25 protein-coding genes are annotated in these 26,601 nt (G+C 66.7%); 12 read left to right on the plus strand and 13 right to left on the minus strand.

Annotated elements, in window-relative coordinates:
- Positions 1-39 precede the first annotated feature (39 nt).
- From FHR94_RS01345 to FHR94_RS01355, 3 genes are all read right to left on the minus strand, one after another.
- Positions 40-252 (minus strand): hypothetical protein, encoded by a 213-nt coding sequence (locus tag FHR94_RS01345; protein ID WP_183323758.1) that lies wholly within the window; start codon positions 250-252, stop codon positions 40-42.
- Between the two features lie 109 nt (positions 253-361).
- Positions 362-1,048 (minus strand): DNA-binding transcriptional regulator CsiR, encoded by a 687-nt coding sequence (gene csiR, locus FHR94_RS01350; protein ID WP_183323760.1) that lies wholly within the window; start codon positions 1,046-1,048, stop codon positions 362-364.
- 141 nt (positions 1,049-1,189) lie between these two features.
- Positions 1,190-2,902: a SulP family inorganic anion transporter gene (locus FHR94_RS01355; RefSeq protein WP_183323762.1), complete on the minus strand. Its 1,713-nt coding sequence runs from the start codon at positions 2,900-2,902 to the stop codon at positions 1,190-1,192.
- 130 nt (positions 2,903-3,032) lie between these two features.
- Here FHR94_RS01355 and FHR94_RS01360 point away from each other — a divergent pair, with 130 nt between their 5' ends.
- Positions 3,033-4,307 (plus strand): O-acetylhomoserine aminocarboxypropyltransferase/cysteine synthase family protein, encoded by a 1,275-nt coding sequence (locus FHR94_RS01360; protein ID WP_183323764.1) that lies wholly within the window; start codon positions 3,033-3,035, stop codon positions 4,305-4,307.
- Positions 4,308-4,342: 35 nt separating this feature from the next.
- On the opposite strand, the gene rarD is transcribed toward FHR94_RS01360, so the two are convergent.
- The gene (gene rarD, locus FHR94_RS01365) at positions 4,343-5,251 is read right to left on the minus strand and encodes an EamA family transporter RarD (protein WP_183323766.1); all 909 of its coding nucleotides are present in this window, start codon (positions 5,249-5,251) and stop codon (positions 4,343-4,345) included.
- Between the two features lie 131 nt (positions 5,252-5,382).
- On the opposite strand from rarD, the gene FHR94_RS01370 reads away from it, so the two are divergent.
- Both FHR94_RS01370 and FHR94_RS01375 read left to right on the plus strand, forming a co-directional pair.
- The gene (locus FHR94_RS01370) at positions 5,383-6,198 is read left to right on the plus strand and encodes an amidohydrolase (protein ID WP_183323768.1); all 816 of its coding nucleotides are present in this window, start codon (positions 5,383-5,385) and stop codon (positions 6,196-6,198) included.
- Entirely contained in the window at positions 6,198-6,899 is a 702-nt protein-coding gene (locus FHR94_RS01375) for a pseudouridine synthase (protein WP_183323770.1), read from the plus strand. The genes FHR94_RS01370 and FHR94_RS01375 overlap by 1 nt, the downstream gene beginning before the upstream one ends.
- A 116-nt stretch (positions 6,900-7,015) precedes the next feature.
- On the opposite strand, the gene FHR94_RS01380 is transcribed toward FHR94_RS01375, so the two are convergent.
- The 6 genes from FHR94_RS01380 to gloB form a co-directional block, all read right to left on the minus strand.
- Positions 7,016-8,614: an ABC transporter ATP-binding protein gene (locus tag FHR94_RS01380; protein ID WP_183323772.1), complete on the minus strand. Its 1,599-nt coding sequence runs from the start codon at positions 8,612-8,614 to the stop codon at positions 7,016-7,018.
- Positions 8,604-9,707, minus strand: coding sequence for an ABC transporter permease (locus FHR94_RS01385; protein WP_183323774.1), 1,104 nt, complete (start codon positions 9,705-9,707; stop codon positions 8,604-8,606). Before FHR94_RS01385 ends, FHR94_RS01380 begins: the two co-directional genes overlap by 11 nt.
- A 3-nt stretch (positions 9,708-9,710) precedes the next feature.
- Positions 9,711-10,781: a microcin C ABC transporter permease YejB gene (locus FHR94_RS01390; protein WP_183323776.1), complete on the minus strand. Its 1,071-nt coding sequence runs from the start codon at positions 10,779-10,781 to the stop codon at positions 9,711-9,713.
- Between the two features lie 70 nt (positions 10,782-10,851).
- Entirely contained in the window at positions 10,852-12,681 is a 1,830-nt protein-coding gene (locus tag FHR94_RS01395; RefSeq protein WP_183323778.1) for an extracellular solute-binding protein, read from the minus strand.
- Positions 12,682-12,725: 44 nt separating this feature from the next.
- A complete protein-coding gene (locus tag FHR94_RS01400; protein ID WP_183323781.1) occupies positions 12,726-13,916 on the minus strand; it encodes a transglycosylase SLT domain-containing protein in 1,191 nt (396 codons plus the stop codon).
- Between the two features lie 73 nt (positions 13,917-13,989).
- Positions 13,990-14,757 carry a hydroxyacylglutathione hydrolase gene (gloB, locus tag FHR94_RS01405; RefSeq protein ID WP_183323783.1) on the minus strand — a complete coding sequence of 256 codons (768 nt, stop codon included), beginning with the start codon at positions 14,755-14,757 and terminating at the stop codon, positions 13,990-13,992.
- Between the two features lie 94 nt (positions 14,758-14,851).
- On the opposite strand from gloB, the gene FHR94_RS01410 reads away from it, so the two are divergent.
- The 4 genes from FHR94_RS01410 to nudC are packed head-to-tail and all read left to right on the plus strand — an operon-like array spanning position 14,852 to position 17,663.
- Entirely contained in the window at positions 14,852-15,622 is a 771-nt protein-coding gene (locus tag FHR94_RS01410) for a class I SAM-dependent methyltransferase (RefSeq protein WP_183323785.1), read from the plus strand.
- On the plus strand, positions 15,619-16,089 hold the full coding sequence (gene rnhA / locus FHR94_RS01415) for a ribonuclease HI (protein WP_343064620.1): 471 nt from the start codon (positions 15,619-15,621) through the stop codon (positions 16,087-16,089). The genes FHR94_RS01410 and rnhA overlap by 4 nt, the downstream gene beginning before the upstream one ends.
- Before the next feature lie 36 nt (positions 16,090-16,125).
- On the plus strand, positions 16,126-16,890 hold the full coding sequence (gene dnaQ / locus FHR94_RS01420; protein ID WP_183323787.1) for a DNA polymerase III subunit epsilon: 765 nt from the start codon (positions 16,126-16,128) through the stop codon (positions 16,888-16,890).
- A complete protein-coding gene (gene nudC, locus FHR94_RS01425; protein ID WP_183323789.1) occupies positions 16,890-17,663 on the plus strand; it encodes an NAD(+) diphosphatase in 774 nt (257 codons plus the stop codon). The genes dnaQ and nudC overlap by 1 nt, the downstream gene beginning before the upstream one ends.
- An 11-nt stretch (positions 17,664-17,674) precedes the next feature.
- On the opposite strand, the gene FHR94_RS01430 is transcribed toward nudC, so the two are convergent.
- Complete coding sequence (locus FHR94_RS01430; protein ID WP_183323791.1) at positions 17,675-17,986, minus strand: SCP2 sterol-binding domain-containing protein; 312 nt, start codon at positions 17,984-17,986, stop codon at positions 17,675-17,677.
- A 146-nt stretch (positions 17,987-18,132) separates the two neighbouring features.
- On the opposite strand from FHR94_RS01430, the gene sohB reads away from it, so the two are divergent.
- Positions 18,133-19,170, plus strand: coding sequence for a protease SohB (sohB, locus tag FHR94_RS01435; protein ID WP_183323793.1), 1,038 nt, complete (start codon positions 18,133-18,135; stop codon positions 19,168-19,170).
- A gap of 42 nt (positions 19,171-19,212) precedes the next feature.
- On the opposite strand, the gene FHR94_RS01440 is transcribed toward sohB, so the two are convergent.
- The gene (locus FHR94_RS01440; RefSeq protein WP_183323795.1) at positions 19,213-19,551 is read right to left on the minus strand and encodes an ArsR/SmtB family transcription factor; all 339 of its coding nucleotides are present in this window, start codon (positions 19,549-19,551) and stop codon (positions 19,213-19,215) included.
- Positions 19,552-19,885: 334 nt separating this feature from the next.
- Between FHR94_RS01440 and FHR94_RS01445 the strand changes: the two genes are divergently transcribed.
- The 3 genes from FHR94_RS01445 (at position 19,886) to FHR94_RS01455 (ending at position 23,459) form a co-directional block, all read left to right on the plus strand.
- Positions 19,886-21,799: a propionyl-CoA synthetase gene (locus FHR94_RS01445; protein WP_183323797.1), complete on the plus strand. Its 1,914-nt coding sequence runs from the start codon at positions 19,886-19,888 to the stop codon at positions 21,797-21,799.
- Between the two features lie 169 nt (positions 21,800-21,968).
- Complete coding sequence (locus FHR94_RS01450) at positions 21,969-22,652, plus strand: 7-cyano-7-deazaguanine/7-aminomethyl-7-deazaguanine transporter (protein ID WP_183323799.1); 684 nt, start codon at positions 21,969-21,971, stop codon at positions 22,650-22,652.
- A 27-nt stretch (positions 22,653-22,679) separates the two neighbouring features.
- Entirely contained in the window at positions 22,680-23,459 is a 780-nt protein-coding gene (locus FHR94_RS01455; RefSeq protein WP_183323801.1) for an alpha/beta fold hydrolase, read from the plus strand.
- 55 nt (positions 23,460-23,514) lie between these two features.
- Here FHR94_RS01455 and FHR94_RS01460 read toward each other — a convergent pair whose 3' ends face one another.
- Positions 23,515-24,678 carry an ABC transporter substrate-binding protein gene (locus tag FHR94_RS01460; protein ID WP_183323803.1) on the minus strand — a complete coding sequence of 388 codons (1,164 nt, stop codon included), beginning with the start codon at positions 24,676-24,678 and terminating at the stop codon, positions 23,515-23,517.
- Positions 24,679-24,830: 152 nt separating this feature from the next.
- On the opposite strand from FHR94_RS01460, the gene FHR94_RS01465 reads away from it, so the two are divergent.
- A complete protein-coding gene (locus FHR94_RS01465) occupies positions 24,831-26,537 on the plus strand; it encodes a potassium/proton antiporter (protein WP_183323804.1) in 1,707 nt (568 codons plus the stop codon).
- Positions 26,538-26,601 lie beyond the last annotated feature (64 nt).

The following is a 26,601-nucleotide window of genomic DNA, read 5'->3' on the forward strand; positions in this document are numbered from 1 at the left end:
GGCAACGTCCTGAGACGTTGAGGGAGAGGAGGATGTCAATCAGGCGCCCAGGCCGCTCTCGCGAAGCAGCTGGTCGATGGAGCGCTCGGCACGGGGGCGGTCGGCGCCCTCGATCAGTAGCTGGTGCTCCAGGTCGGTCACACTGTCCGCGACCATGCGCTCGATCAGGTCGGTCTTGGCCAGGCCGGTCTGCTGGCTGAGGCGCTCGAGGCGGGCTTCCAGTTCTCGGGAAAATCGCAGCAGGTGGGGCATGGGAGGTCTCCTTGGCGTGTCGCCGATAATCGATGGACATCACTGTCAGTGTCGGGTTCGCGGATGACATCATGATGACCGGTGATGGGGCGCAAGGAAAGCCGGTACGTCACGCCAGGCCCCGGCGCTTCATGACCTCGGTGATGATGGGCACCGGGGTCATCAGGTGGTGACGCATCATCTCCCTGGCCCGCGGGGCATCACGGGCCAGAATCACCTCCACCAGGGCGGCATGCTCACGGCGCTTGCGCGCGAGGGCCTCCTCGGAGAAGACGGTCTCGCGCAACCACAGGTGCCGGTAGCGTTCTACCTGGTCGAACAGGCTTTCTCGCACCTGCATCAGGTGCGGCGAGTTGCAGCCCGCGGCGATGGCGGTATGGAAGGCCTTGTGCCGGGCATCCCAGACATCGAGCAGCTCATCGGGGCTGTTGACCTCCATGACCTTGGCCAGGGTATGCACCTTGGCCAGGATGTCGGCCTCCCAGGCATCGTCGCCACGCTGGATCGCCAGCTCCAGCACCAGGCCTTCGAGCTGGGCGCGGGCGTCGTAGAGATCCTCCAGCTCCTCCAGTGACATGGAGGCGACGCGATAGCCGCGCTGGCTGATGGCCACGACCAGCCGTTCCGCCACCAGCTGGGAAAGCGCCTCGCGCATCGGCCCGATGCCGAGTCCATAGCGTTCCTTGAGGCGGCTCATCAGTAGCTTCTCGCCGGGCTGGAAGCGGCCGCGGATGATGTCGTGCTTGAGCCAGGTGTAGGCGCTGATGCCGAGGTTCTGCTTGGAGGTGCTATCCATGGGGCTGCTGCATCCTGAGGTTCCTGTACCATCCTGCCCAAATATCGTCATCGTCAGAAATGATAGTGTCCCTGGCATAACATCGAAACTCAACGGGAATGGCAGTAATTCCTGCGTGCCAGGCTGCGGCGATTGTCGCCATTACTCGCTGGGGTGCCGAAGTTCCGTCCAGGCCGCGTAGGTGCTGAGAAAGACACGGCCGGTGAGGTCGTCGAGGAAGTCGCAGAGCTTCAGGCGGTCCATGACCGGTCCTTTCACCTCTGCCAGGTGCAGCGTTACCCGGGAATCTTTGAGGCGGGCATTGATGGCGTCCAGGCTTTCCAGGGCCGAGGCATCGATCAGGTTGACCGCCGAGCAGATCAGCACCACGTGTTCCAGCTCCGGGCGCGTCGCCACCAGGCCATAGAGGGTGTCCTCCAGATAGCGGGCGTTGGCGAAGTAGAGGCTCTCATCGATGCGCAGCAGCGCCACGTGGCTGACCGTTTCGGTCTCGTGGCGTTGGATGCTGCGGAAGTGCTCGGTGCCGGGAATGCGTCCCACCAGGGTGCTGTGGGGGCGGCTGGTGCGGTAGAGGAAGAGCATGATAGAGAGCAGCACGCCGCTGACGATGCCGGCCTCGACGCCCTCCAGCAAGGTCAGGGCCATGGTCACTGCCATGGCCGAGAAGTCGCTGCGTGAGTAGCGCCAGGTCTGACGGATCATGGGGATGTCCACCAGGGTCAGGATGGCCACCGTGATGGTGGCGGCCAGGGTGGCCACCGGCAGGTAGCGCAGCAGCGGGGTCAGGGCCAGGGTGGCCAGCGCGATCCCCACGGCGGCGAAGAGGCCGGCCATGGGGGTGCGTGCCCCCGACTCGAAGTTGATCACGGTGCGTGACAGGCCCCCGGTGACCGGCATGCCGGCAGAGAGGCCCGCCGCCAGATTGGCGCCGCCCAGACCGATCAGTTCCTGGTTGGGCGAGATGCGCTCGCGACGCTTGGCAGCCAGCATCTGGGCCATGGAGATGGATTCCACGAACCCCACGATGCTGATCAACAGGGCCGGTACCAGCAGGGCTTGCCACAGCGGCAGGTCGAACTCCGGCCAGGTCAGGGGGGGCAGGCCGGTGGGGACCGCACCGACCACCGCGACCCCGTGCGCTTCCAGGTCGAGAAGCCAGCTGAGCAGGGTGGTGGCGATGACCGCCAGCACCGGGCCGGCCCGGGTAAGCAGCGCGGCCAGGCCGCGGGGGAGGCCGGTCCGGGTCAGCAGATCCCGGCCGTAGCGACGTACCCCGACGAGAAAGCCCAGCGTGCTCAGGCCGAGGACCAGGGTCGGCCCGTGCAGGCTACCGAGGTGAGTGAGCAGGTCGGCCAGCAGGGCCACCGCCGTGTAGCCCCCAGCCTGAATACCCAGCAGGTGGCCGAGTTGGCTAATGGCGATCAGCACCCCCGAGGCGGAGAGGAAGCCGGCGATCACCGGGTGGCTGAGAAAGTTGGCGAAGAACCCCAGCCGCGCCAGCCCCATGGCGGTGAGCATCAGCCCCGAGAGCAGCGAGAGCACCAGAGCCGCCTGCAGGTACTCGGGGCTGCCGGGTGGGGCCAGGGGGCTGAGCGCCGCCCCGGTCATCAGGGCAATGATCGCCACCGGGCCCACGGCGAGGGTCCGGCTGGTGCCCAGCAGGGCGTAGGCGATGGCGGGCAGGATGCTGGCGTAGAGGCCGACCACCGCCGGTAACCCGGCAAGGATGGCATAGGCTAGCGACTGGGGGATCACCATCACGGTGACGATCACCCCGGCCAGCAGGTCGGCGCCGGCGAGGCGGCGCGTGTAGTGGGGCAGCCAGCTGAGAACCGGCAGATAGCGCTTGAGCATCCGTGTCGCCAGGTCGGTGGGAGGGGTCCCTCAGGGTTCCTACCAGACTAAACGATATTGGTCGCGGGTTTCAGGCTTGGTTAGCATCGGGTAACACCGCCGACATTCACGATACGCGCAAGGACCCGCCATGAAACCCGAGACCCTCGCCCTCCATCACGGCTATCTCCCCGATGACCAGCATGCCGTGGCGGTCCCTATCCACCAGACCACCTCCTTCGCCTTCGATAGCGCCCAGCACGCCGCGGATCTGTTCGATCTCAAGGTCGAGGGCAACATCTACTCGCGGATCATGAATCCCACCTGCGCGGTGCTCGAGCAGCGCGTAGCGGCCTTGGAAGGTGGTATCGCCGGCCTGGCGGTCGCGTCGGGCATGGCCGCCATCACCTATGCGCTCCAGACCATCGCCGAGGCAGGGGACAACATCGTCTCCATCAGTGAACTCTACGGCGGTACCTACAACCTCTTTGCCCATACCCTGCCGCGCCAGGGTATCGACGTGCGCTTCGCCGACAAGGCCGATATTAGTGGTATCGAAGCCCTGATCGATGCGCGCACCAAAGCGGTGTTCTGCGAGAGCGTCGGCAACCCCTCGGGCAGCGTGGTGGACCTGGCGGCCCTGGCACAGGCCGCCCATCGCCACGGCGTGCCGGTGATCGTCGATAACACCGTGCCCACCCCCTTCCTGTGGCGGCCCATCGAGCATGGCGCCGACATCGTCATCCACTCGGCCACCAAGTACATCGGCGGCCATGGGACCACCGTGGGGGGCGTGATCATCGATTCCGGCCGCTTCCCCTGGGCCGACCACCCCGAGCGCTTCGCGCTGCTCAACGAGCCAGACCCCTCTTACCATGGTGTCAATTACACTCGGGATCTCGGCGCGGCGGCCTTCATCGGTCGCGCCCGGGTGGTGCCGCTGCGCAACATGGGCGCGGCACTCTCCGCCCAGGCGGCCTGGAACCTGCTACAGGGCCTCGAGACCCTGGCGCTGCGCATCGAGCGCATCTGCACCAACGCCCAGCGAGTGGCGGAGTACCTGGAAGGTCATCCCGCGGTGACCTGGGTGCAGTACGCGGGCTTGCCTGGCCACAAGGACCACGCCTTGGCCCAGCGCTACATGGGGGGGCGTGCCTCGGGGATCCTCAGCTTCGGCATCCACGGCGGTCGAGAGGCCGGCGTGCGCTTCTACGACGCCCTGGGACTGATCCTGCGGCTGGTCAACATCGGCGATGCCAAGACCTGTGCGTCGATCCCGGCCACCACCACCCATCGCCAGCTCAACGACCGCGAGCTCAAGGCCGCCGGCGTGACGCCGGACATGGTGCGGCTCTCCATCGGCATCGAGCATGCCGATGATATCGTCGCCGACCTGGATCAGGCGCTGGCGGTCAGCCAGGCCTGAGGTAAACGTTGCCCCCGGGGCAGCGCCCCCGCGGCTCAACGCGCCGCGGCTACCGGGTGGCGTCCCTGCCAGGCTGACCAGGAGTAGAGGGCAAGCCCCGCCCAGATCAGCAGGAAGGTCGTCAGCTGCACGGGCGAAAGCGGCTCGCGAAAGACCAGCAGCGCGATCAAAAACTGGATCGAGGGATTGAGGTACATCAGAAAGCCCAGCGTCGCCAGGCGCAGGCGCCGAGCCGCCCCGGCAAAGGCCAGCAGCGGCAGGGCCGTGATCACGCCGCTGGCCACCAGCAGGGCGGTGGTGCGCGGTGCCTCCCCGAAATGCGACAGTCCGGCCTGGGAAAGCCAGGCCAGCGCCAGCAGGCCCAGCGGCATCAGCAGCAGGGTCTCGACGAAGAGCCCGGAGAGGCCATCCAGCGGTACCTGCTTGCGCAACAAGCCGTAGACGCCGAAGGAGAAGGCCAGCACCAGGCTGATCCAGGGCAATTCGCCGAGCAGCAGGAGTTGGATGATGATGGCCAGCACGGCCAGCACCACCGCCAGGCCCTGGAGGCGCATCATGCGTTCGCGTAGCACGATCATGCCCAGGGCCACATTGACCAGCGGCGTCATGAAATAGCCCAGGCTCGCCTGGAGCACATGGCGCGTCTCCACCGCGTAGATGTAGAGCCCCCAGTTGATGGCGATCAGCACGGCACAGCCCAGCACCCGGCCGAGCCGTCGGGGCGCCTTCAGCGCCAGGCTGACCGGTGCCCAGCGCCTGAGCAGGGTGACCAGTCCGATCAAAAAGACGCAGGACCAGATCACCCGATGGATCAGGATCTCGTAGGCGGGCACGTCCTGGAACAGGGCGAAGAACAGCGGGAAACAGCCCCACATGAGATAGGCGGTCAGGCCGAAGGCGACGCCCTGGCCGGCCTCGGGGGTGATGTCGGAGGTGCGGGTCATGGTGAGGTGTGTCCCTGTAAAAGCCGCCTAAATTACCATAGTCGCCACCCGGTTGCCGCGGCGAGGCTGTCAGCGCGTGGCGTGTCGGTTAGGCTGTAAGCCATGGGTCAATGCCGAGGAGGACGTCTTTGATGAGTGAACTGAGAACCACCCTGGTCCAGAGCGACCTGCGCTGGGAGGACCCGGCGGCGAATTGCCGGATGCTCGAGGAGACCCTGGGCGACCTGAATGCCGAGGAGACCGACCTGATCGTGTTGCCGGAGATGTTTTCTACCAGCTTCACCATGAACTCCCGGGAGATGGCCGAGCCCATGGCCGAGAGCCCCACCGTGGCCTGGCTGCAGGATCAGGCGTCTCGTCGCGGCTGCGTGATCACCGGTAGCATCTCCATCGCCGAGGAGGGCGATTACTTCAACCGCCTGGTCTGGGCGCGTCCCGACGGCAGCCTGGTGCACTACGACAAGCGCCACCTGTTCCGCATGGCCGGCGAGCACGAGCGCTATTCCATGGGCCACGAGCGAGTGATCGTCGAGCTCAATGGCTTTCGCATCCTGCTCAGCGTCTGCTACGACCTGCGCTTCCCGGTCTGGCTGCGCCAGCAGCCGGGCCCGGAGGAGCATTTCGAGTACGATGCCCTGCTCTGCGTGGCCAATTGGCCGGCGCCACGGCGCCATCCCTGGCGGGTGCTGCTGCAGGCCCGGGCCATCGAGAACCTCTGCCCGGTGATCGGCGTCAACCGGGTCGGCGAGGATGCCAGGGGAATGACCTATGCCGGTGACTCCATGCTGGTCGACGCCAAAGGCGAGGCACTGATCGACGAGCCACGTGACCTTCCCTTCGTCCGCACGGGGGCGCTGTCGCTCGATGAGCTCCAGGCCTTTCGCGAGAAGTTTCCTGCCTGGCGCGATGCCGACCACTTCCGCCTCGCCGACGGGGTGGGGTTCTGATGCGTCTTGACCGCTTCCTGGCCGAGACCACCGACCTGACCCGCAGCCGGGCGAAGAAGGCCCTGCATCGTGAGGAGGTGCGCGTGGATGGCGAGATCGTCAAGAATCCCGCCACCCGGGTCGATGGGCGGCGCGTGGTGACCTGGCAGGGCGAGCGCCTCGCGCTGGTCGGCCTGCGTTATGTGATGCTCCACAAGCCGCCGGGCGTGGAATGCAGCGCACGACGCGGCCTCTATCCCCTGATTCGGGAACTGGTCGACCTGCCGAAGGCCGAGCGCCTGCAGCCGGTGGGGCGCCTCGACGTCGACACGACCGGCCTTCTGCTGCTGACCGACGACGGCCAATGGGCCCACCGAGTCACCGCCCCCCGTCGACGCTGTGGCAAGGTCTACCGGATCCAGCTGGCCGAGCCCCTGGAGGGCGAGGCCCTGGCCCGGGCCGTCGAGCGTTTCGCCGAGGGGATGTTTCTTGAGGGGGAGGAGAAGCCGACGCGGCCCGCCGAGCTGACCATGCGCTCTCCCCAGGTTGCCGAGCTGACGCTTCACGAGGGCCGGTATCATCAGGTGAAGCGCATGTTCGCCGCCATCGGTCACCACGTAGAGGCCCTGCACCGCGAGGCGATCGGTCCGCTGATCCTCGACGAGGCGCTGGCACCGGGGGAGTGGCGCGAGCTGTCCGCGGCGGAGGTGGCGCGCTTCTGAGGTATGGCCCGCCGCGAGTCCGAGCGGTACAGGCCGTAGCGGCGGCCGAGCCGTTCCGATATTTATACCGTTATCACATGGATACCCCATCGTGGCATGCCACATCGCAAAGGGAATCAGGATGCGTCGATGACCGGAGAGAGGCCGGCCGCCTCTACTAAGGCGCGGGTATAATCGGTGGCGGGGGCCTCCAGGACCTGGCGACAGTCACCCTGCTCGACCACCTCGCCGTCCTTGAGGACCATGACCCGGTGCGCCATGGCGCGTATCACGGCCAGATCATGGCTGATGAACAGATAGCTTAGCCCGTGGCGTGCCTGCAGGTCGCGCAACAGGGCCACGAGCTGTTTCTGCACGGTGCGATCCAGCGCCGAGGTGGGCTCGTCGAGCACCACCAGGCGAGGTTCGAGGATGATTGCCCGGGCCACGGCGATGCGCTGGCGCTGACCGCCGGAGAATTCGTGGGGATAACGGGCACCACAGTCCTTGGGCAGGCCCACCTCGCGCAGCGTGTCCCGTACCTTGCGCGCCACGTCGTCGGCCGAGAGCTCGGGATGGTGGAAGCGAAGCCCTTCGCTGACGATGTCGGACACGGGCAGACGTGGCGAGAGGGAGCCGTAGGGGTCCTGGAAGACTACCTGCAGGCGGCGTCGCTGACGGCGCAGGGCGTTGCCGGTCAGCCGGTCCAGGCGCTCATCGCCGAAGGCGATCTCGCCGCGGCTCTCGGTGAGCCGCAGCAGGGCCAGCGCCAGGGTGGTCTTGCCGGAGCCCGACTCGCCGACGATGCCCAGGGTCTCGCCGCCAGCGACCTCGAGGTCCAGTGGCTTGACCGCCTCGAAGGCCGGCGGACGGCGGCTGAACAGGCGCTTGGGGCGCTGGAAGCGGACCCCGAGGCCCGTCGCGCGCAGCAGCGGTGTGCTCTCCGTGAGGGGCACGGGACGGCCGGTCGGTTCGGCCTCCAGCAACTGGCGGGTGTAGGGGCTGGCCGGCGTACGGAAGACGGTCTCGACGCTGCCGGTCTCCTGTTCCCGCCCGCGATGCATCACGCAGACCCGGTCGGCATGGCGGCGCACCAGGTTGAGGTCGTGGGTGATGAACAGCATGCCCATGCCCTGCTCGTCACGCAACTCGGCGAGCAACGCCAGGATCTCTTGCTGCACCGTCACGTCAAGCGCGGTGGTGGGCTCGTCGGCGATCAGCAGTTGCGGGCCGTTGGCGATGGCCATGGCGATCATCACCCGCTGGCGCTGTCCACCGGAGAGCTGGTGCGGCCAGACGTCGAGCAGTTCCTCGGCGCGGGGCAGCTTCACCTGATCGAGCAGGGCCCGGGTGCGGTGACGGGCGGCCTTGCCATCGAGCCCCTGGTGCAGCCGCAGGGTCTCGCCGATCTGCTTGCCGACCGGGTGCAGCGGGTTGAGCGAGGTCATGGGCTCTTGGAACACGAAGCCCACCCGACCGCCGCGCAAGCCCCGCCACCCCCGTGCAGAGAGCGACGCCAGGTCGGTATCGCCCAGCTGTCGCCGGCCGCTGACCGCCGCATTGGCTGGTAGCAGGTTCATGGCACCCAGTGCCGAGACCGACTTGCCGGAACCGGACTCGCCGACCAGCGCCAGGGTCTCGCCCCGGCTGACCGTGAGCGAGAGGGCCTCGACCACGGGGCTGGCGTCGAAGGCGATGGTCAGATCTTCGAGGCGAAAAAGCGGTTCAGACGGCATGGGAATCGGTCCTGTCGGTGGCCTGACGGTCGCTGACCTTGGCAGGCGTTGCGGCGTGCTGGATGTGGCGGGGGTCGAAGGCATCACGCAGGCCCTCGCCGATGAACACCAGCAACGAGAGCATCAGCGACAGGCTGACGAAGGCGGTGATGCCGAGCCAGGGAGCCTGCAGGTTGTTCTTGCCTTGGGCGACCAGCTCGCCCAGGGACGGCGATCCCGGCGGCAGGCCGAAGCCCAGGAAGTCCAGCGCCGTCAGGGTGGTGATGGCCCCGGTGAACAGGAAGGGGATGAAGGTCAGGGTCGCGACCATGGCATTGGGCAGCACATGGCGCCACATGATCAGTCGCGAGGGTAGGCCCATGGCCTTGGCGGCGCGCACGTACTCGAGGTTGCGGGCCCGCAGGAACTCGGCCCGCACCACATCGACCAGGCCCAGCCAGGAGAACAGCAGCATGATGCCGAGCAGCCACCAGAGGTTGGGCTCGACGAAGCTGGCCAGGATGATCAGCAGGAAGAGCACTGGTAGCCCCGACCAGATCTCGGTGAGGCGCTGACCGATCAGGTCCACCTTGCCACCGAAGTAGCCCTGCACACCGCCGGCCAGCACCCCGAGGACCAGTGAGCCTGCGGTGAGCACCAGGGCGAAGATCACCGAGAGGCGAAAGCCATAGATCACCCGGGCCAGCACATCGCGCCCCTGGTCGTCGGTGCCCAGCCAGTGGCGTGAGGAGGGCGGCGACGGGGCCGGATGGGGGAGGGCCATGTCCAGGGTGTCGTAGCTAAAGGGGATCGGCGGCCACAGCAGCCAGCCGTTGGCCTCGATTTCGTCCTGTATGAAGGGGTCGCGGTAATCGGCCGGGGTGGGCAGGAAGCCGCCGAACTCGGTATCCGGGTAGTCCACCAGCAGCGGCACGTACCACTGGCCCTGGTACTGCATGACCAGCGGCCGGTCGTTGACGACCAGCTCGGCCATCAGGCTGACCAGGAACAGCGCCAGGAAGACCCAGAGCGAGAGGCGGGCCCGCCGGTTATGGCGAAAGACGTCGAGCCGGCGACGGGTGATGGGGGACAGGCGCGGGCGTAACAGGCTCATGACTCAGGACTCCCGTGTCTCGAAGTCGATGCGCGGGTCGACCCACACATAGGTCAGATCCGAAACCAGCTTCAGGATCAGCCCGATCAGGGTGTAGAGGTAGAGGGTGCCGAAGATCACCGGGTAGTCGCGCTGCATCACCGCCTCGAAGCCCAAAAGGCCCAGGCCGTTGAGGGAGAAGATCACCTCGATCAAGAGCGCCCCGGTGAAGAAGATGCCCACCAGCGCCGAAGGCAGGCCGGCGATGATGATCAGCATGGCGTTGCGGAACACATGGCCGTAGAGCACATGGCGGTCGCTGGCGCCCTTGGCGCGGGCGGTGAGCACGTACTGCTTGTGGATCTCGTCGAGGAAGCTGTTCTTGGTCAGCATGGTCAGGGTGGCGAAGCTGCCGATCGCCGCGGCGATCACCGGCAGGGTGATGTGCCACAAGTAGTCGGTGACCTTGCCCCAGGCCGAGAGCTCGTCGAAGTCGGGGGAGGTCAGGCCGCGCAACGGGAAGAGGTCCCAGTAGCTGCCCCCGGCGAACAGCACGATCAGCAGGATGGCGAACAGGAAGCCGGGGATGGCGTAACCCACGATCACCAGCCCCGAGGTCCAGACATCGAAACGCGACCCATGGTGCAGCGCCTTGCGGATGCCCAGGGGGATCGACACCAGGTAGACCACCAGGGTGGTCCAGAGCCCCAGGGAAATCGACACCGGCAGGCGCTCGAGCATCAGCGTGGTGACTCGTTCGTCACGGAAGAAGCTCTCACCGAAGTCGAAGGTGGCGTAGTCGGCGAGCATGCCGAGGAAGCGCGCGTGGGGCGGCTCGTCGAAGCCGAACTGGGCCTCGAGCTTCTCGATCAGTTCCGGGGCCACGCCACGGGCTCCTCGCGACTCGCCGCTGGCGATATCGCCACCGCCGCCCTCCATGCGGGTGCTGGCCTGGCTGGAGAGCCCTTGGAAGCGCGCCAGCACCTGGTCGATGGGGCCGCCGGGGGCGGCCTGGACGATCACGAAGTTGAGCAGCATGATCCCCAGCAGGGTGGGGATCATCAGCAGCAGGCGGCGAAGCACATAGGCGGCCACGGGCATGTCCTTGTGGGTTGGTCGGCGTGGAGCGTCCCGGCAAGGCCTCGGCCTTGCCGGGACGCTCGGATCAGCGGCTGCGCTGGCGGGCCTCGATCATGGCGGCGCGGTCGGGGTCGATCCACCAGGCGTCGAGATCCAGATTGTAGATCGGGAAGGGCTCTTGCCAGCCGAACTTGTCCCACAGCGCGATGCGGGTCTGGCCCAGGTGCCACTGGGGAATCACGTAGAAGCCCCAGCGCAACACCCGGTCCAGGGCGCGGGCGGCGGTGTCCAGGGCCTCCCGGGAATCGGCGGCGATCAACGTGTCGACCAGTTCATCGATGACCGGGTCGGCCAGGCCGATCAGGTTGCGGCTCTGGGGTACGTCGGCGTACTCGCTGGTCCAGAAGTCGCGCTGCTCGTTGCCGGGGTTGGCCGACTGGGGGAAGCTGCCGACGATGATATCGAAGTCGAAGCGGCGCAGCCGGTTGAGGTACTGGTTGACGTCGACGATGCGGATGTCGCCCTGGATACCGAGCTTGGCCAGGTTGCGCAGCAGCGGCTGGACGACCCGCTCGAACTGGGTGTCGAAGAGCAGCACCTCGAGGCGCAGCGGCTCGCCGGTCTCGGCATCGACCATCACGCCGTCCCGAACCACGTAGCCGGCCTCACTGAGCAGCTCGAGGGCCTTGGCCAGACGAGGACGCATTGCGTCCGGCTGTTCCATGGGCAGCGGCTTTTCGAAGACCCGCTCGGGCAACTGGTCGCGGTAGGGCTCGAGCAGGGCCAGTTCGGCCTCGCTGGGCAGGCCCTTGGCGGCCATGGCCGAGTTCTCGAAATAGCTGCGAGTGCGCTGGTAGGCGCCGTAGAAGAGGTTGCGGTTGAGCCACTCGAAATCGAAGGCCAGGTTCAGCGCCTCGCGGACGCGTACGTCCTGGAAGGTTTCTCGGCGCAGGTTCATCACGTAGGCCTGCATCCCGGCGGGCTGGCCGTCGGGGACCATCAGCCGCTCGACGAAGCCGTTCTCGGCCGCCGGGAAATCGTAGGCGGTGGCCCAGTTGCGGGCGCTGGTCTCGATGCGCAGGTCCAGGTTGCCGGCCTTGAAGGCCTCCAGGGCCACGGTCTGGTCGCGGTAGTAGTCGTGGACCAGCCGCGCGATGTTGTGGCGTCCCCGATTCACCGGCAGGTCACGCCCCCAGTAGTCGTCGACACGAGCATAGACGATACGCCGCCCCGGCTCCACCTGGGCGATGCGGTAGGGGCCGGAACCGAGCAATGGATCGAGGATGGTGGCCTCGAAGTCGCGCCCTTCCCAGTAGTGGGCCGGGAGCACCGGCAACTGGCCGATGATCAGCGGCAGCTCACGGGACTCGCTCTCGGCCAGGTCGAAGTGCACGGTATCCGCGTCCACGGCCCTGACATCCACCACGTCGGCGTAGTAGGCGGCGTAGAAGGGCTGTCCCTGTTCGACGAGGGTCTCGAAGCTGAACACCACGTCGGCGGCATCCACCGGCTCGCCGTCGTGGAAACGCGCCTCGGGGTGCAGGTCGAACTCGATCCACTGGCGCTCGGGGTCGAGGCGAATCCCGCTGGCCAGCAGACCATACAGCGAGAAGGGCTCGTCGGGGTTGGCGGCGAGCAGGGTGTCGTAGATGACGGTCAGGTCGGTGGCCGGGGTGCCGCGGATGATGAAGGGGTTGGTGGAGTCGAAACTGCCGATGGCGGCCCGCGTCAGGGTGCCCCCCGCCGGGGCCTCGGGGTTGGCATGGGGAAAGTGGGGAAAGTCGGCCGGCAGGGCCGGCTCGTCATACAGGGCCAGGCCGTGCACGGTGGGCACGTCGGCCGGGTCGGCGGCCTGGACGGGCAGGCAGGCCATCAGGCCTGCCAGCAGAAGCGGGGCAGTCGCGGCATGTCGCATCGCAGAGTTCCTTCTCGGGGCGGGGCGTCAGGCGGCCCCTCTCGTTACCTACCGGAAAGTGTCAGCTGCTGGCCCGGTTGTAAAGTATCGAGGCGCTGGATGTCGTTCCAGCGCGCCAGGTCGACCATGGCGACGGCGTGGCGTGAGGCGATGGCGGAGAGGGTGTCACCGCGTTGGACCACGTGAATGGACGGATTGCCATCGCCGGCCGGGGACTGTCGGGTCTCCAGTGCCGCGAGCAGGCGTTCGGCACGCTCGGCCGGCACCAGCAGGCGGCGCACCTGACGCGGGGTGGCACGGCTGGCCAACAGGCCGGGGTTGAGCTCGGCCAGTTGGCCTTGGGGCACGCCGGCCAGGCGGGCCGCCTCGCTCAGGGTCAGGGCGCGAGTCACCGGGATCTGGGCGAAGGCGGGAGCCTCATCGATCTCGGGCAGGCTCACGCCATAGCGAATCGGGTCGGCGATGATGGCCGAGATCGCCAGCAGCTTCGGTACATAATCCATGGTCTCGGCGGGCAGGTCGAGGTCCCAGTAATGCCCCGGCCGGCCGCGGGAGAGGGCGATGCGCCGGGCCCGGTTGACGGTGCCGGCCCCGGCATTGTAGGCGGCCAGGGAGAGCTCGATATCGCCCTCATACCACTGGTCGGCCTGCAGTTCGATGTAGTCGAGGGCCGCCCGGGTTGAGCTGACCACGTCGAGGCGGCCATCCCAGGCGCCACTGCGCTGCAGGCCCAGCGCCTCGCCGGTGCGCGGCATGATCTGCCACAGGCCGGTCGCGCCCATGTGGCTGCGGGCGCGGGGATCGAAGGAGCTTTCGATGAAGGGCAGCAGGGCGATCTCGCCGGGCAGGTCGCGGGTCTCGATCTGCTCGGTGATCCAGGCCAGCCAGGGGCGCGCCCGCTCGGTGATCTCGACGATGTTGTGGGGGCTCGCCCGGTAGTGGTCGATCCAGGCCTGCACCCGCGGGTGACGATGGTCGGCCTGCCACTGGGCCTGCCACTGGAAGGCCTCGCGAAGACGCGACCAGGCGGTCTGCGGCTTCAGGGCCAGGGCGTCCCAGAAGTGTTGACCTGGCGCCACGCCAAGGCCGTCGGACGAGGGAGTCTCGATGCCGTCCTGCTGGGTTGTCGGGAGCGTTGAGGCCTGGCTAAGGGAGCCGGACGTCATCAGAGCACCCGTCAAGGCCAGCGAGCTGGCGAAACCGAGTAGTCGTCTACGGCTGGTGTGGTAGGTCATGGTGCTTTGCTCTCCTATGGTCGTTACCGGGCTTGCCATCCGGGCAAGCGATGGAACGTCCATCGGGTCGGGGTCAGAACGAGTCTTTCCATGCTCGTAGGGTGGTAAAGGTGGCGAGCCGTGAATCGGTATCGCCATGCTGGGCGGCGGCCTGGCGAACCCCGGCCGAGTCGCAGCGCAGGAAGGGGTTAATGCGGCGCTCGCGGCCCAAGGTGCTGGGCAGGGTGGGACGGTCGAGCTGTCGGGCGCGACGGCACTCCGCCTCGGCCGCCTCGATGTCGGTGTTGCCCGGGTCCGCCTCACGCGCGAAGCGCAGATTGGCCAGGGTATATTCATGGGCGGCGAAAATGAGGGTATCGTCGGGCAGCGCTGCAAGCCGCTCGAGGGAGGCATGCATCTGTGCCGGCGTGCCTTCGAACAGGCGGCCGCAGCCGGCGCTGAAGATCACGTCGCCACTGAACAGCAAAGGCGGAATGCCGGCGGTGAAATAGGCGATGTGATCCAGGGTGTGGCCCGGCACGCCGATCACCTCGAGGAGGCGTCCCATCACCCGTACTTCGTCGCCGTCGCCGACCCGCTCGTCGATCCCCTCGATCGAGGGGGTGTCGGGACCGATCACCCGAGGGGCGTAGCGCTGGATCAGTTCCGGCAGGCCGCCGACGTGATCCGCGTGGTGATGGGTGATCAGCACGGTGCCCAGGGTGAGTCCTTCCCGCTCGAGCAGCTCGATCACCGGGGCGGCATCGCCGGGATCGACCACGCAGACATCATGGCTCGTGTCCTGGCGCAGCAGCCAGATATAGTTGTCGCTAAAGGCGGGAATCGGTGTCACGCTCAACATGGGCTCGGCGTCCTGGTTGCGCCTGCGATGGGGCAGGTGCGACGTGAATCGGAATGGCTCACAAAATCGCTGACTGTGGAGAAATACGTGCATCATGTCAAATGCTCCGGAACCCGAGAACCTGGCGCGGCTGGTCCGCGACGGTCGACGCTACTGGGCAACGCCGGGTGGTCAGGCCGTCTGGTCGGCGGAACGGGCCTGTCTGGGCCCGGTCTGTGAACGACTCTTTGGCCATCATAGTCTGGAACTGGGCCTCGGGCCGCGCCTGGCAGACATGTGCCCGGTCCATCACGCCCTGCGCTGGTCCCCCACTCGGGAGCTTGCCGAGCAGCCCGAGACGCTGGTGTGTCTTCCCGATGTACTGCCGCTGCCCGATGACAGCCTGAGCCTGGTAGTGGTCCACCACCTGCTGGAGGTGGCTCCGGATCCGCATCATCTGTTGCAGGAGGCCGCCCGGGTCACCGCCGATGACGGCGCCCTGGTGATTTTTGGCTGGATGCCGTTTGGTGTCGGCGGACTGTCGCGGGCTTGGCACTGGCGCCGCCACCAGCTGCCGTGGCGAGGACACTGGCGCTCGCCGGGCCGGTTGGGCGACTGGCTGGCGTTTGTCGACTTCGAGATCGAGCGGGTAGACTACTGTGGCTTTCGTCTTCCCGGCCGCGGGGTGCGTAACGCCGCCCTGGAAACCCTGGGACGGCGGCACAACCTGCCGCTGGGCGATAGTTACATGCTCCATGCCCGGCGTCGTTCCCGACTGGCTCCGCCCCCGCGCACCCGGCTCGAGTTCGCCAGGTCGCTGGGACCGGCGACGCTCGGGGGGGCCACACGGGTCTCGCCGCAACCGAAAAGGAAGATCGAAGCGTGACCGAGGAGCGTGAGGTCGGCGACCTGCCCGAGGTGACCATCTACACCGATGGGGCTTGCCGGGGCAATCCGGGACCGGGTGGCTGGGGGGCGCTGCTGGTCAGCGGTCGCCATCAGAAGCCGCTCAAGGGCCATGAGGCCAGGACCACCAACAATCGCATGGAGCTGATGGCGGCCCTCATGTCCCTTCGTGAGCTCAAGCGGCCCTGTCGCGTGGCGCTATGGACCGACTCGGAATACCTGCGTCGGGGCATTACCGAATGGATCCATGGCTGGCTCCAGCGTGACTGGCGGACGGCCTCCCGCAAGTCGGTGAAGAACGCCGAGCTATGGCGGGAGCTTTATGAAGAGACCCATCGTCATCGCATCGTGTGGCACTGGGTCAAGGGGCATAGCGGCCACCCCGGGAACGAGCGGGCCGATAAGCTGGCCAATGAGGCCATCGATGAACTCCTGGCCGGTGCCTGAGGCGCCGGCCCCACTCGCCGAGCACGAGACCCTTTCATGCGCCAGATCATCCTGGATACCGAGACCACCGGCATCGACCCCCGCGAAGGCCATCGCCTGATCGAGATCGGGGCAGTGGAGGTGGTCAACCGGCGCCTGACCGGCAACACCTATCATCAGTACATCAACCCTGAGCGGGATATCGAGGCCGAGGCCGTGGCGGTCCACGGCATCACTCGCGAGAAGGTCGCCGATGAACCGGTGTTTGCCGAGATCGCCGATGCCTTCTGGGCCTTCATCGTGGGGGCAGAGCTGGTGATTCACAACGCCCCCTTCGACGTGGGCTTCATGGATCACGAGTTCCACCTGCTCAATGACGCTCGGGGCGAGCCGCGCCTGGGCCCGGTGGCCGAGCACTGTCGTATCCTCGATACCCTGCGGATGGCACGGGACAAGCACCCCGGCCAGCGCAACAGCCTTGACGCCCTGTGCAAACGCTACGAGATCGACAACGGCCATCGGGTCCTGCACGGTGCCCTGCTGGACGCCGAGATCCTCGCCGACGTCTATCTGGCCATGACCGGCGGCCAGACCGCCCTGTCTCTAGATGCCTCCGCCGAAGGGGCGGTCGAGTCGACTGTGTCGCAGGGGCTCGCTCGGCGGCGCCTAGCTGTCTCGCCCGGCCAGCTGCGAGTGCAGGCGCCCAGTGGGGAGGAGCTGGCCGCGCACTATGCCAAGCTGGCCCGTATCCGCGAGGTCGCCGGAGAGTGTCGCTGGGACGGGCTGGCCGGCTGGCCAGGCAACGAAAAGGCCTCGTCCTGATGCTGCGCCGCGAGCTGCCCCATGATCAGGCGGCAGGGCGGGTGATCCGGCTGAGCGAGGGACGGATCGCCGAGGGGATAGACGGCACTCCGCTGCAGGCGTCGCGCCCCTGGACGCCGGACCTGCAGCCACTGTGCTGGTGGAACGAGGAGCCGGTGGCGCTCGCCGTGGAGGAGGCCGGCGACGAGACCTGGCCGGAGGGACGCGAATGGCTGGCGCGGCTGCCGGAATCCTGGTATCCCCTGGTCGCCACGGCCCTGCAGGTCGGGGCCTGGTGGCGCAACCATCGCTTCTGCGGGCGCTGCGGAGCACAGGCCACGCGGCTCGGCGACGAGTTCGCGATGCACTGCACCCGATGTGGACATCGCAACTATCCCCGCATTTCGCCCTGCATCATCACCCTGGTGACGCATGGGGAGTCGCTGCTGCTGGCCCGTAGCCCGCGATTCCCGCCGGGACGCTACTCGACCCTGGCCGGCTTCATCGAGCCGGGCGAGTCCGTCGAGGAGGCGGTGCGCCGGGAAATCCACGAGGAGGTAGGGCTGACGGTGGGGCGGCTGCGCTATTTCGGCAGCCAGCCCTGGCCCTTCCCGCATTCCCTGATGCTGGGTTTCTTCGCCGAGGCGGCCGGCCGCGAGTTGCGCATCGACGGCGTGGAGATCAGCGACGCGGCCTGGTTCTCGCCGGGGCGGCTGCCCCAGCTGCCGCCGCTCTACTCCATCTCTCGGGCCCTGATCGAGACCCACCTGGCCGAGGTTCGGGCCCGGCCCTGACGGCGGTCGCGTCAGTCGCCGGGAAAGAGGCGGGTCAGCTGGGTAGCCAGCATGACGTTGCCGGTGGCCCTGAGCTTGCCGCTCATGAAGGCGCTCATGCCATTGAGTTCGCCACTCATCACCTTCTTCAGGGTCGCGGAATGCATGCTCAGGCTGACCGAGGGCTCGTCGTGCTCGCCCTCGCGGATGTCCAGGGTGCCGTTCCTGACCACCAGATGGTGATCGCCGGCATCGCTGAAGTGGAACTGAAAGACCGCGTCCATGCCCTGGGCAGCCTGGGCGTCGAAGCGGTCGTGAAGCTTGGCGATGATGGCGGCTGACATCGGGCGGATCCTGACGGTGGGCATGGTAGGGGAAGGCAGCCTATTGAATCTCGTCGTCTTGATCAAGCGCGGGTGCCGGGAGGATGCCTTGTGTCGGCCCGACCCGGCGGGCAGGATAGAACGATAGACAGACGCAGGAGAGCGCGGTGAGCGAGTGGCTGACGGATTTCGGCATGTTCGTGGCACAGTTGGTGACCCTGGTGGTGATCGGTGGCCTGGTGGTGCTGGTCATCACGCGGGCCAAAAGCGAGGTGGGCGACCGCACCCGGCTCAGGCTCGAGGAGTTCAACGCGCGTCGGCGCCACCGTCGTCGTCGGCTGACCCTGGCGGCCAGTGCCCCCGGAGCCCGCAAGCGGCTGCTAAAGGGCTTCCGGCGCGATGACAAGGCTCGCGACAAGCACCACGAGTCAGACGCCGCCGCGGGGCCGACCGTCTGGGTGCTCGACTTCCAGGGAGACCTCAAGGCCAGCGCTACCGGCAGGCTGGCCGAGGAGGTCTCGGCGGTGCTCGATGCCGCCAGGGAGGGTGACGAGGTCGTGGTACGCCTGGAATCGGCTGGTGGGCTGGTCCATGCCTATGGGCTGGCCGCAGCGGAGATGGACCGCCTGCGGCAGGCCGGATTGCGCACGACCGTCTGTGTCGACAAGGTCGCGGCCAGCGGTGGCTATCTGATGGCGTGCTGCGCCGACCAGTTGCGAGCTGCCCCCTTCGCGGTGCTGGGGTCCATCGGTGTGGTCGCCCAGCTGCCTAACGTGCATCGCCTGCTCAAGCGCCACGACATCGACGTGGAGGTGCTGACCGCCGGGCGCTACAAGCGCACCCTGACCGTGTTCGGGGAGAACACCCCGGAGGGACGCGACAAGTTCCTGGATGACCTCGAGACCGTCCATGGCCTGTTCAAGAACTATGTCGCCGAGCGTCGGTCGGACCTCGACATCGAGGCGGTGGCCACAGGGGAGGTGTGGTACGGGCGCGATGCCCTCGACCGCGGGCTGGTCGATGCGCTGGGCACCAGCGAGGCCTATCTGGTCGAACGCATGAAGGAGGCGAGGGTGATCGGCCTGCGCCTCGAACGCCACTTGAGTCTTGGCGAGCGTCTCGGCCTGATGGTCACGCGGGTGGTGGAGCGCGGAGTCGAGCATGGCCTGGAACTGCTCGACGCCAGTCGCTGGCAGAAGCGCTGATACTGTCGTGGAAGGGGAGCCCTCGGAGGCGGGGGAACGTCGTCACGGTGGGGAGGCGTCGTCGGGCAGGCCCATCCGGGCAAGGGCCTCGATGATGATCCGGGCCCGCTCGCCCTGCAGCGAATAGTAGATGGTCTGCGAGGAGCGGCGCGTGGTGACCAGATTCTCGCGCCGCAGGATGGCCAGATGTTGTGACAGGGCCGATTGGCTGAGGGCGAGTCGCTTGTTAAGTTCGGTTACCGACAACTCCGCGTCGTCCAGCAGGCACAGAATGCGCAGCCGGTTGTCATTGGCCATCGCCTTGAGTAGCGCGCTCGCCTGGTCGATCACCGCCTCGCCACCTGCCAGCAGGTGCGAGGCGCTGCGTTGCGGATTGCCCATGATGATGTCCCCTGTACTGTCGGGGCCGATCCTCTCGCCTCAGCGGAGGTCGGCCGGGCTGGCGTTGTCGGCGCCGCCAGAGGGGGCGGGCCGCCCTGGCTCTGCTGATTTTCTGATACAGGCAATTCTCAACTATAGTCCACGGCGTGTTTTTCCACCGGATCGACACCCTGTCAATGGCAGGGCGTGAGGCGTCGCCGGGATTTATTGTCGACAACAATGTCGGGAAGCATCGTCCTTTTGTCGAAGATTAGCCGATAGTATGAAGATTGTTCCGTTCGGCTGATCTAGAGTGTCAACAATCTCGATGCCACTCGCTTGCGACAGGATGCTCATGAGCCGCTATCACGACGAATTCCGCCGTTCCATCGACCAGCCCGAGGCCTTCTGGGCCGAGCAGGCTAAGCGTATCCCCTGGTTTACCCCTCCGAGCACCATCCTGACCCGGGACGAGGGCGATCATGCCCGCTGGTTTCAGGATGGTGAGCTCAACCTCTGCCATGCGGCCCTGGACCACCATGTGGCGCAGGGGCGTGGCGACCAGCCGGCGATCTACTGGGACTCCCCGGTCACCGGTGCCAAACGCACCCTCACCTACCGCGAGATGCGTGACGAGGTGGCGCACTTCGCCGGTGCCCTTCAGGCGTTGGGGGTGGAGAAAGGGGATCGGGTGGTGATCTATATGCCTATGGTGCCCGAGGCCCTGGTGGCGATGTACGCCTGCGCCCGGCTGGGTGCCGTACATTCGGTCGTCTTCGGTGGCTTCGCCCCTCACGAGCTGGCGGTACGCATCGAGGATGCCGAGCCCCGGGTGGTGGTGGCCGCCTCGTGCGGGGTCGAGGTCGACAGGGTCCTGCCCTACAAGCCCATCGTCGATCAGGCCATCGCCCAGAGCGCCCACAAGCCGGAGGCCTGTGTGATCCTGCAGCGCGAGCAGCTGCGTGCCGACCTGGGAGCGGCCATCGATCACGATTGGGCGACGCTGGTGGCGTCGGCCGAGCCCGCCGACTGCGTCGCGGTGAAGGGCACCGACCCGCTCTACATCCTCTATACCTCCGGTACCACCGGCAAGCCTAAGGGGGTAGTGCGCGACACCGGCGGCTACGGCGTGGCGCTGCACTATTCCATGGAGGTCATCTACGATATGGCGCCGGGGGAGGTGTTTTTCTCCGCTTCCGACGTGGGCTGGGTGGTCGGTCACTCCTACATCGTCTATGCGCCGCTGCTGCGGGGTTGTACCACCGTGGTCTACGAGGGCAAGCCGGTACGGACGCCGGATGCCGGGGCCTTCTGGCGACTGATCAGTGAGTATCGGGTCAAGAGCTTCTTTACCGCACCGACGGCCTTCCGCGCCATCAAGAAGGAGGACCCGGACGCCCGGTTGCTCGAGCAGTATGACATCTCCTGTCTGAAGGCGCTGTTCCTGGCCGGTGAACGGCTGGATCCGCCCACCTTCCACTGGCTCGATGACCTGCTCGACGTGCCGGTGATCGACCACTGGTGGCAGACCGAGACCGGCTGGCCCATCGCCGCCAACCTGCAGGGGCTCGCGCCGATGCCCACCAAGGCGGGCAGTGCCACCGTCCCGGTACCCGGCTTCGATGTGCAGATCCTCGATCGGGAAGGCCAGCCGGAGGGGCCCATGGAGCAGGGCAGCGTGGTGATCAAGCAGCCGCTTCCGCCGGGTTGTCTGGCCGGGATCTGGCGCGACCCCCAGCGCTTCCATGCCGCCTACATGGCTGCCTTCCCGGGCTACTACCTGACGGGGGACGGCGGCTATGTCGACGAGGAGGGTTACCTGTTCATCATGGGGCGGACCGACGATGTCATCAACGTGGCAGGACACCGTCTCTCCACCGGCGAGATGGAGGAGGTGGTCGGTGGCCACCCGGCGGTGGCCGAGTGTGCGGTGATCGGCATCCATGATCACCTCAAGGGGCAGGTGCCGGTTGGCCTGGTGATTCCCAAGGATGGCTTCGAGGGTGACGAGGTGACCCTCGAGAACGAACTGATCGCCTTAGTGCGGGAGCAGATCGGCCCCATCGCCTGTTTCAAGCAGGTGCTGGTGGTGGATCGCCTGCCCAAGACCCGCTCCGGCAAGATCCTGCGCAAGCTGTTGCGCAACATCGCCGACGGCCAGGCGTACGGGGTACCCTCGACCATCGATGATCCCGCGAGCCTGCAGGATGTGCACGAGGCGATGAAGGCGCGAGAGGTCGGGGCGGCCCACGACGCCCGTCAGCAGTAATATCTCTCGGCACCGCATGGACACCGCCGCCCTACGGGGCGGCGGTGTCGTGTCGGGTTGGCCAGGGCGTTGTCCGCCTGCGTATAATGCGCGCCTCCACCGGCGTGCCGACCTGCGCCCGGCCTCATCAGGGTTCCCTCACCCCTTTCTTGCCAAAAAGGATCTCGCCATGTTTCGCCTCTCCGCCGTGCAGTATCGCCGTTGCCTGGCTCTGATGGTCACCTTTCATATCCTGGTGATTGCCGCCAGCAACTACCTGGTGCAACTGCCGTTCACCCTGCTGGGGTTTCATACCACCTGGGGGGCGTTCAGCTTTCCCTTCATCTTCCTGGCTACCGACCTGACCGTGCGCCTGTTCGGCAAGGAACCAGCGAGGGCGATCATCCTGCGGGTCATGTTGCCGGCCCTGGTGATCTCTTACGTCGTCTCGGTGGTGTTTCCCCAGGGCGGCTTCGCGGGAGTCGCGGCGCTTGGTGAGTGGAACCTCTTCGTGGCGCGCATTGCCCTGGCCAGTTTCATGGCCTATGTGCTGGGCCAACTGCTCGACGTGACGGTCTTCGACCGGCTGCGCCGGCGGCGAGCCTGGTGGGTCGCCCCGGCACTCTCCACGGGAGTCGGCAATCTGGCGGATACGTTTGCCTTCTTCTCCATCGCCTTCCATCGCAGCCCGGACCCCTTCATGGCCACCCATTGGCCGGAGATTGCCTGGGTGGACTACGTGATCAAGCTCGGTATCAGTTTGCTGTTCTTCCTGCCGCTCTACGGCATCCTCCTCGCCTGGCTGAGCCGTCGGCTGGTAGCCGTTACCGGCCAGCCGGACCGGCCACCACGACAGGCCCAGGTCCATTACTGACATCACTGCAACAACAAGGAGACGTGCATGGCCATCGACCTTCATCATATCGATACCGGCGGCGAGGGCGTGCCCCTGGTGGTGATCCATGGTCTGCTCGGGAGTGCCGATAACTGGCGCTCCCTCCTTAAGGCATGGCAGGCGGATCGCCGGGTCATCGCCGTGGATCTGCGCAACCATGGCCGCTCCCCTCACGTGGCGGGCATGGGCTACGCCGAGATGGCGGCCGATGTGCTCGCTCTGCTCGACCGGCTCGGAATCGAGCAGGCTCATCTGCTCGGCCATTCCATGGGCGGTAAGGTGGTGATCAGCCTGGCCAGGCTTTCCCCCACGCGAGTGGCCTCGCTGATCGTGGCCGACATCGCGCCGGTGGCCTACGGTCATGGTCATGACAGCGTCTTCGCCGCACTGCGCCGCGTCGAGTCGGGCGAGCCGACCAATCGCCGCGAGGCCGATGCCCTGCTGGCCGAGCATGTCGAGGAGCGAGGGGTGCGACTGTTCCTGGCCACCAATCTGGTGCGGGATGACCAGGGAATCCTGCGACTGCGGATCGGATTGGACGAGATCATGGCGGACTACCCGGCGATCATGGGCGAGCCGGCGGGGGAGGGCGCCTTCTCGGGGCCGGTTCTGGTGTTGCGGGGTGGCCGGTCGGCCTATGTTACCGATGCGCAGCTGCCGGCGCTGCACGAGGTGCTGCCCGAGGCCGAAGTGCAGACGCTGGATGCCGGGCATTGGCTACATGCCGAACAGCCGGAAGCCTTTCAGGCGGCGGTCAACGCCTTCCTTGAGCGTCTCGCGGACTGAGACGGCGGGCCTGGCCCTGTGCCGGCCGCGTCGCGACGCCGGACCAGGCTTGCGGTCAGGGCAGGCCGGGATCCATGGCCAGGCGCTCCCAGGGCGTGCGGGTCTTGATGATGCCGGCTTCGAACAGGAAGGTCTCGAAGTTCGCGTAGCGGGCCTGGTCGACGGCCGCCGGACGCAGGCTGAGGCGTGCCCGGATCTCCGGCCAGGCAGCCCGGTTGGCGCGCGTGTCGAGGGTGGGCTGTGTCGTCACCAGCAGCGTCCAGGCCTCGTCGGGATGGTTGAGGATCCAGGCGGTGGCTTCCTCGACGGCCGCGACGAAACGCTGGATGCCGTCCCGGTGCTGGGCCAGCCGATCCCGGTTCGCCACCAGGATGAGACCATCATGCAGGGGGACGCCGTGCTCCTCGACCGGATAGGTGCGCACCGCCATGCCCTCGTCGGCGAGCTGGCGCGGAAGCAGGTGACGCATGGCACCGATCACGCCGTCCACCCGCTCCAGGGCCATCGCCTGCTCCAGGCCGAAGTGCACGTTCGGGCTGTCGACCTCCTCGCGGGTCACCTCATGCCGGGCGAGCAGGGCGGCCAGCAGGACCTGCTCGCCATCGCGGTCCGAGTGCCCGATGCGGCGGCCGGCCAGGCCGGTCAGCGCGTCGGGGGCTCGATGCTCCTTGAGTACCAGGGTGGCCAGGGGCAGACCGACCAGGGTCGCGACACGGATCAGCGGCATCCCTTGTTCGACCTGCAGGTGAAGGAGGGGCTGACGAGTGACCGCCAGCTCAACACGGGCGGCGGCCAGCAGCTTGGTGGGCACCTCGGGGTCAGCCGGGGTGGAGAGGGTCACCGACAGGCCACGCCGCGCGAACAGCTTCCTTTCCTGGGCAATGAGCAGGGCGGCGTGGTGCAGGCTCGGATACCAGTCGAGCATCACCTCTAGGTCTGTGACCGGCGGTGGCGCGATGGGGTCGGCGGGGCGAAGGGCCATCGCCGGGGCAAGGGGGCGCGAGGGGGTATCCACGGCCGGCCCACTGGGCAGGCCGGCAAATCGTTCCCAGGAGGTGTCGGACGGTCGGGACAGGTCCAACACCCTGACCTCGCTGTCGAGCGAAAGGAGAGGCGCGGTCGAGTCCTGCGCCGCTATCAGCCCGGCGAACGGCAAGCTACCCAGCAGCATCAACGAAATGGCGTCCCTGATCAGGCGACGTCGGGCGTGTGGGATCATGAATGAGGGCTCCGGAACAACGAACCCGGTATCTGCCGGGCGAGGCTAGTCTAGCGGCAGCCGGATTGCCATGACCAGTGCCGGCGGTGACGATGATCGCGGCCTTATCGGCGCCATGCGATAATGGTGCGACCTTCCCGAGGCAGGATGCCATGGATTCGATCAATACCCTCTTCCTGCTCAGCGGCTTCCTCATCGCGCTGAGCATTCTCGCCAGTCGACTCTCCACCCTGGTCGGGGTGCCCTTGCTGCTGATCTTTCTGGGTCTGGGCATGCTGGCCGGGGAGGAAGGGGTGCTCGGCATCCAGTTCGATGATTATTCTCTTGCCTTTTTGATCGGCCACCTGGCGCTGGCCATGATCCTCCTTGACGGGGGACTGCGCACCCGGCTCAAGACCTTTCGTGTGGGCTTCCGACCCGCGCTCTCGCTGGCCACCCTCGGCGTGTTCGTGACCAGTGGCATCGTGGGGGCCATCGCGATGTGGGTGTTCGACCTCACCTTGGTCCAGGGGCTGCTGGTCGGGGCCATCGTCGGCTCTACCGATGCCGCGGCAGTCTTCTCGATGCTGGGCGGACGCGGCATCAACCTCAACGAACGCGTGGGGGCCACCCTGGAGATCGAGTCGGGTACCAATGATCCCATGGCCATCTTCCTGACCCTGATGCTGGTAGAGGTGCTGGTCGGCGAGATCGGTGGCGTGGTCGACACGCTGCTCTTCCTGGTGCTGCAATTCGGCCTGGCCACCGTCATCGGCGTCGGGATCGGGTGGCTCGCTGGTCGCCTGCTTGGCTGGCTGGACCTCGCCCCCGGGCTCTACTCGCTGCTGGCCCTGTCGCTGGGGTTTCTGGTCTTCGGCATGACCAGTGTCCTGAACGGCAGCGGCTTTCTGGCGATCTACCTCGCCGGACTGATGATCGGCAATCATCCCGGCCGACATCTCAACTTCATCTTGCCGGTGCACGACGGTCTGGCCTGGCTCAGCCAGATCGGTCTGTTCCTGGTACTGGGGCTGCTGGTCACGCCCAGCGACCTGCTCGACTATGCGTTGCCGGCGTCTGTCGTGGCCCTGGCCCTGATCGTCGTCGCCCGTCCTCTGGCGGTACTGATAGCCGTCAAGCCGTTCTTCCGGTTCCGCTGGCGCGAGGTCGGCTTCATTTCCTGGGTCGGGTTGCGCGGTGCCGTGCCGATCGTGCTGTCGATCTTTCCGGTCATCGGTGGGGTCGAGAATGCCTCGCTCTACTTCAATGTCGCCTTTGCCGTGGTGCTGCTCTCGTTGCTGATCCAGGGCGGAACCCTGCCCTGGATGGCCCGGAAGATGCGGGTCGAGGTCCCGGCGAGCGTCTCCCCCAACCGTCGCGGGCCGCTGGGCATCCTGCACAGGAACGACTACGAGATGTTCGTCTATGTGGTCGAGAACTCGGATCTCGAGAATGTCCCCATCCGCCTGCTGCGCTTTCCCTCCGGGGCCCTGATCGCCGCGCTGTTCCGTGAGCAGACCATGCTGCACCCCAAGGGCAGCACCCGATTGTGTCTCGGTGATGTGATCTGCGTGATTGGGCGCAGTGATGACCTGCCGGCACTCAACCGGCTCTTCAACGGGGATGCCAAGCTCAAGCGCGAACAGGCCTTCTTCGGCACCTTCACCTTCGATGGCGATGCCCCGATGCGGGACATCGCCGATGCCTATGGCCTGACCCTGAGTCCGGGCGAACGCGAGATGACGTTGGCCGATTTCGTTTCCCTGAGAGTCGGAGGGCATCCCGTGGTGGGGGACGATGTCGACTGGCACGGCATTCACTGGGTGGTGAGTGACATGGAGGGCAATCGGATTACCCGGGTGGGCCTGCGACTCTACTGAAGGCTGGCTAACGTCTTGATCGTACGCAGCTCTTGACCCAGGCGAAAAAGCTGATAGTATACAT

Source organism: Halomonas cerina, assembly GCF_014192215.1.
Classification (GTDB): Bacteria; Pseudomonadota; Gammaproteobacteria; order Pseudomonadales; family Halomonadaceae; genus Halomonas; species Halomonas cerina.

Bases quoted from the DNA above. Each gene is read 5' to 3' on its own strand.
- FHR94_RS01345 (WP_183323758.1), bottom strand. From the start codon at position 252: ATGCCCCACCTGCTGCGATTTTCCCGAGAACTGGAAGCCCGCCTCGAG.
- csiR (WP_183323760.1), bottom strand. From the start codon at position 1,048: ATGGATAGCACCTCCAAGCAGAACCTCGGCATCAGCGCCTACACCTGG.
- FHR94_RS01355 (WP_183323762.1), bottom strand. From the start codon at position 2,902: ATGCTCAAGCGCTATCTGCCGGTTCTCAGCTGGCTGCCCCACTACACG.
- FHR94_RS01360 (WP_183323764.1), top strand. From the start codon at position 3,033: ATGAAACCCGAGACCCTCGCCCTCCATCACGGCTATCTCCCCGATGAC.
- rarD (WP_183323766.1), bottom strand. From the start codon at position 5,251: ATGACCCGCACCTCCGACATCACCCCCGAGGCCGGCCAGGGCGTCGCC.
- FHR94_RS01370 (WP_183323768.1), top strand. From the start codon at position 5,383: ATGAGTGAACTGAGAACCACCCTGGTCCAGAGCGACCTGCGCTGGGAG.
- FHR94_RS01375 (WP_183323770.1), top strand. From the start codon at position 6,198: ATGCGTCTTGACCGCTTCCTGGCCGAGACCACCGACCTGACCCGCAGC.
- FHR94_RS01380 (WP_183323772.1), bottom strand. From the start codon at position 8,614: ATGCCGTCTGAACCGCTTTTTCGCCTCGAAGATCTGACCATCGCCTTC.
- FHR94_RS01385 (WP_183323774.1), bottom strand. From the start codon at position 9,707: ATGAGCCTGTTACGCCCGCGCCTGTCCCCCATCACCCGTCGCCGGCTC.
- FHR94_RS01395 (WP_183323778.1), bottom strand. From the start codon at position 12,681: ATGCGACATGCCGCGACTGCCCCGCTTCTGCTGGCAGGCCTGATGGCC.
- FHR94_RS01400 (WP_183323781.1), bottom strand. From the start codon at position 13,916: ATGACCTACCACACCAGCCGTAGACGACTACTCGGTTTCGCCAGCTCG.
- gloB (WP_183323783.1), bottom strand. From the start codon at position 14,757: ATGTTGAGCGTGACACCGATTCCCGCCTTTAGCGACAACTATATCTGG.
- FHR94_RS01410 (WP_183323785.1), top strand. From the start codon at position 14,852: ATGTCAAATGCTCCGGAACCCGAGAACCTGGCGCGGCTGGTCCGCGAC.
- dnaQ (WP_183323787.1), top strand. From the start codon at position 16,126: ATGCGCCAGATCATCCTGGATACCGAGACCACCGGCATCGACCCCCGC.
- nudC (WP_183323789.1), top strand. From the start codon at position 16,890: ATGCTGCGCCGCGAGCTGCCCCATGATCAGGCGGCAGGGCGGGTGATC.
- FHR94_RS01430 (WP_183323791.1), bottom strand. From the start codon at position 17,986: ATGTCAGCCGCCATCATCGCCAAGCTTCACGACCGCTTCGACGCCCAG.
- FHR94_RS01440 (WP_183323795.1), bottom strand. From the start codon at position 19,551: ATGGGCAATCCGCAACGCAGCGCCTCGCACCTGCTGGCAGGTGGCGAG.
- FHR94_RS01445 (WP_183323797.1), top strand. From the start codon at position 19,886: ATGAGCCGCTATCACGACGAATTCCGCCGTTCCATCGACCAGCCCGAG.
- FHR94_RS01450 (WP_183323799.1), top strand. From the start codon at position 21,969: ATGTTTCGCCTCTCCGCCGTGCAGTATCGCCGTTGCCTGGCTCTGATG.
- FHR94_RS01455 (WP_183323801.1), top strand. From the start codon at position 22,680: ATGGCCATCGACCTTCATCATATCGATACCGGCGGCGAGGGCGTGCCC.
- FHR94_RS01460 (WP_183323803.1), bottom strand. From the start codon at position 24,678: ATGATCCCACACGCCCGACGTCGCCTGATCAGGGACGCCATTTCGTTG.
- FHR94_RS01465 (WP_183323804.1), top strand. From the start codon at position 24,831: ATGGATTCGATCAATACCCTCTTCCTGCTCAGCGGCTTCCTCATCGCG.